The organism is Nocardia farcinica (genome assembly GCF_029867845.1).
Taxonomy (GTDB): domain Bacteria; phylum Actinomycetota; class Actinomycetes; order Mycobacteriales; family Mycobacteriaceae; genus Nocardia; species Nocardia farcinica_A.
The window spans coordinates 1-3,515 of the sequence record NZ_JARWRU010001258.1; the positions used below are offsets into that span (position 1 = coordinate 1).

The following is a 3,515-nucleotide window of genomic DNA, read 5'->3' on the forward strand; positions in this document are numbered from 1 at the left end:
CCCGGGCCGGGTTCCCCCCGGGGGGGGTACCCCCCGCGTGGGGGTGGACCGCGGCGGCGCCGGCCGGGCCCCCAGCGGCGGGGGCGGGCGCTTCGGCCGGAGCAGGCGCGTCGGCCACAGCGACGGTCTCGTCCGCGATGGGGCCCGCCTCGGCGTCGGACGCTCCGTTCGCGTCGGAAGCGACATCGCCCGAGGGCGCGCCGCTCTCGGTGGCGGCGGCCGTGGTGGCGTCGGTCGCGATGTCGGCCTCGGCGCTGTCCGACGCGATGCCGTCCGCGGGCGGCGTATCGGCCTCGGGTGCGGTGGCGTCGGGTGCGGTGGCCTCGGGCGCGGTGGCGTCGGGTGTGGTGGCGTCGGGTGTGGCGGCCCCGCCTTCCAGGGTGGCCCCGGAATCGGGCGAAGGACCGTCCCCGACGGGCGGATTCGCGTGCGCCGGGTCCTCCTCGGAGAAGACCTCGAAGGGGATCGTGTTGCCCGCGGCGTCGCGTTCGCCGACGCTCGTCTCGATGGCGGCGGCCAGCCGAGCGACGCTGTCCCAGGCGTGGGCGGGTTCGCCGTCGAGATTGCCGATGGTGAGCCAGGTATCGGTGCCGCGATAGCGGACCAGGCCCTTACCCGCTTCGTCGAGCGTGACGTCGAGTTCGCCGGAGACCGTTCCCTCTTCGTCGGTCATCACGGCGGCGGGGCTGTTGAGCTGCACGATCTCGCTTATCGGAAGCCTCCTTGCCGGGTGCACTCGTCGATCGCGGTGCGCAGTGCGGCCTGCTCCGCCGAGTCCACGGTCAGGCCGTACTTTACTTTCACCCGGAGGTAGCGGTCGACATAGGCACACCGGAACTTCCCCGGCGGAAGGTAGTTCGCGGCGTCCTGGTCACCCTTGGAGCGGTTGGCCGTCGGATCGGAGGCCTCCAGGTTCAGCGCGTCGTTGGCGATGCGCCTCCTGGTGTCCTTGTCCAGCTTGTCGGCGCCGGAGCGCCACGCCTCGGCGAGGGCCACGATGTGCTCGGCGTCCACGCCGGAGGGGTCGGTGATCCACTTGTAGGGCTTGAGTGCGCCGGTCTTGCGGTCGAGCGTGCCGTACTCGTCGCGCCAGCCGCCGTCGGCGCCGACCTTCAGATCGCAGGTGGTCGGGTCGAGGGTGACCTCGCCCTCGGCGTCGCGCAACATCATCACCTCGCGGGTGGTGCACCGCGCGAACTGACTGAAGCCGTCGCCGAATCCGTGCTCGGCCTTGGCCGAATCCCAGTGCGGGAAATGGTCGCGGCTGTAACCGTCCATCGGACGTTCCTCGGCCACCGTCAGCTGCGCGAACAGGCTCTCCACATCGGCGGCCGAGGAGATCGCGGTGGCGGAACTGTCCACCCCGCCCTCGGTGTTGTCCAGCGCGGCGTAGGCGACGGCGACCACGACGGCCAGCACGGCGGGCACGACCACCCCGACCAGGCGCCGGAGCCGCTGGGACGAGAACAACTTCACAACGACTCCCTCACCGACCGGGACGCGGTCCCGCACCAACTCGTCGAACTACCGGACATGGTGCGGCACAGGGCGAACCGCTGTCATCGGCGTGTTCACCGCGGGCCGCGCGCCGGTAGTTGTGCACTTCCGACAGTCGGCCGAGGCCGAAAACCCTTCCGGGGCCGCCGGAGCGACCCGGTGACCGCAGCCGAGCATAGTGTGATCGGCGCGGATCGGCGCAACCTCCGGCCCCGGCGGGTTGCCCAGGGCACGAAGTCGATCGTCCGCGCGCGACAGCCGAAGCGCATGGGCGGCAAGGGAGTCAGCCGACCAGCCCGCCGGCCAGTTGCCCGACGCCGTAGGTGATGGCCATGGCCAGCGCGCCGCCCGTCACCACCCGCACCGCCGCCCGCAGGCGCGGACTGCCGCCGAGCGTGGCGCTGATCGTGCCGGTCAGCGCCAGCGCCACCAGCACGGTGGCAACGGTGACCGGTACCCGCCAGCTCACCGGCGGCAGCAGGATGGCCAGCAGTGGCAACAGCGCGCCGAGGACGAAAGCCAGCGCCGAGGAGCCCGCCGCCGCCCACGGATTCGTGAGCTGCTCCGGGTCGATGCCCAGCTCCACCTCGGCGTGCGCGGCGAAGGCGTCGTGCGCGGTCATCTCCTCGGCGACCCGGCGCGCCGTCTCCTCCGACAGGCCCTTGGCCCGGTAGTTGGCGGCCAGCTCGCGCAATTCGTAGTCCGGGTCCTCCAGCAGTTCCTTGCGCTCCTTGGCCAGCAGCGCCTGTTCGGAATCGCGCTGGGTGCTGACCGAGACGTACTCGCCGACCGCCATCGAGATCGCCCCGGCGGCCACGCCGGCGATGCCCGCCGTCCACAGCGTCTGCGTGCTGGTGTTCGCCGCGGCCACACCGACCACGAGGCCCGCGGTGGAGACGATGCCGTCGTTGGCGCCGAGCACCCCGGCGCGCAGCCAGTTCAGCCGCGAGTGCGGCCGCTCCGAGTGCGGCTCCACGTGGCCGTCCTGCCAGGGCCGCGCCGGGCCGGCCGGCCTGGCCGGCGCCCCGGCGCGGGGCGGGCCCGCGGGGGTGGGTGGGGGCTTTCGTTTTCGCCCGCGGCGTCGTCTTCCTCCGCCCCCACACGACTCTACTGCGCCGCCACCGCCGGACCCGCTGGTCTGTGAATTCGGGGATCGGCGGCGGTGCTGGCATGCTGACCCGCATGAGCACACTGCGTTTCCAGGGAACACGTTTGGCGGCCGGGCTGGCGGCGGCCGCGCTGCTGCTGACCGGCTGTGGCGGCGGCGAGGAGAGCACGAGCGCGGAATCGCCGAGCACGCCTCGTGACCAGCTGCTGCTGAGCATCGAAGAGTTCCCCGAGGGCGCCACGAAGATCGACATGCCCGCCGACCGGTTGCAGTCCGCGGTCACCGACATGTCCGGCCTGCAGCAGAATTCGACCATCACCCCGGCCGAGTGCGGCGACACCCAGCAGGATCTCGGCGCGGCCACCTCCGAGCTGCTCACCGACTCCGACGTCATCGCCGCCAACGACAGCGCGGCCGGCCTGATGTACGTGGAGTTCGTGGCCTCGCGGGTCGCCGACCTGGCGGCGGTCGAGGCGTCGAACACCACGTGCCCCGAGGTCACCGTGGTCTCCACCGTCGAGGGCAAGGAGATCACCACCGTCGGCACGGTCGAGACTCTGAGCCTGCCCGACGGGCTGAACGCCGACGAGGCGCTGGCCTTCAAGTCGCTCAACACCTCCACCGTGGGTGAGGGCAAGCCGCTGACCAGCCTGGCCTACCAGGGCATGGCGGTGGTGCGCGGCGTCACCGTGATCGTGCGCGTCGGCGCGCTGCGTGAGGAGGGCGTCGAGCAGTCGACCTTCGATCAGGTGTTCGTCGACGCGGTGAACAAGGTGCGCGACGCCGACTGACCCGGCGCCACGACGGTGAGGTACGGCGGCCGGATCGCCGAGCCACGCGTCACGACGGCGGTGCCCCCGGACCTTCCCGGCGCACCGCCGTCGGCGTCTGCTGCCACCAGCGGCGCGCG

At 72.3% G+C, this 3,515-nt stretch carries 4 protein-coding genes; 1 reads left to right on the top strand and 3 read right to left on the bottom strand.

The annotated features are described in order from the left end of the window. The 3 genes from QH283_RS28170 to QH283_RS28180 all read right to left on the bottom strand — a co-directional run. The coding region (locus tag QH283_RS28170; protein WP_280505958.1) for a hypothetical protein at nucleotides 1-700 on the bottom strand (700 nt) is incomplete at its 3' end. Between the two features lie 8 nt (nucleotides 701-708). Then, nucleotides 709-1,476 carry an HNH endonuclease family protein gene (locus QH283_RS28175; RefSeq protein ID WP_280505960.1) on the bottom strand — a complete coding sequence of 256 codons (768 nt, stop codon included), beginning with the start codon at nucleotides 1,474-1,476 and terminating at the stop codon, nucleotides 709-711. Between the two features lie 304 nt (nucleotides 1,477-1,780). After that, nucleotides 1,781-2,473 carry a VIT1/CCC1 transporter family protein gene (locus QH283_RS28180; RefSeq protein WP_280505961.1) on the bottom strand — a complete coding sequence of 231 codons (693 nt, stop codon included), beginning with the start codon at nucleotides 2,471-2,473 and terminating at the stop codon, nucleotides 1,781-1,783. A gap of 206 nt (nucleotides 2,474-2,679) precedes the next feature. On the opposite strand from QH283_RS28180, the gene QH283_RS28185 reads away from it, so the two are divergent. Beyond that, nucleotides 2,680-3,396 (top strand): hypothetical protein, encoded by a 717-nt coding sequence (locus tag QH283_RS28185; RefSeq protein WP_280505962.1) that lies wholly within the window; start codon nucleotides 2,680-2,682, stop codon nucleotides 3,394-3,396. Nucleotides 3,397-3,515: the final 119 nt, after the last annotated feature.

Excerpts from the sequence above, each read along its gene's own strand:
- QH283_RS28185 (WP_280505962.1), top strand. The coding sequence starts at position 2,680 with ATGAGCACACTGCGTTTCCAGGGAACACGTTTGGCGGCCGGGCTGGCG.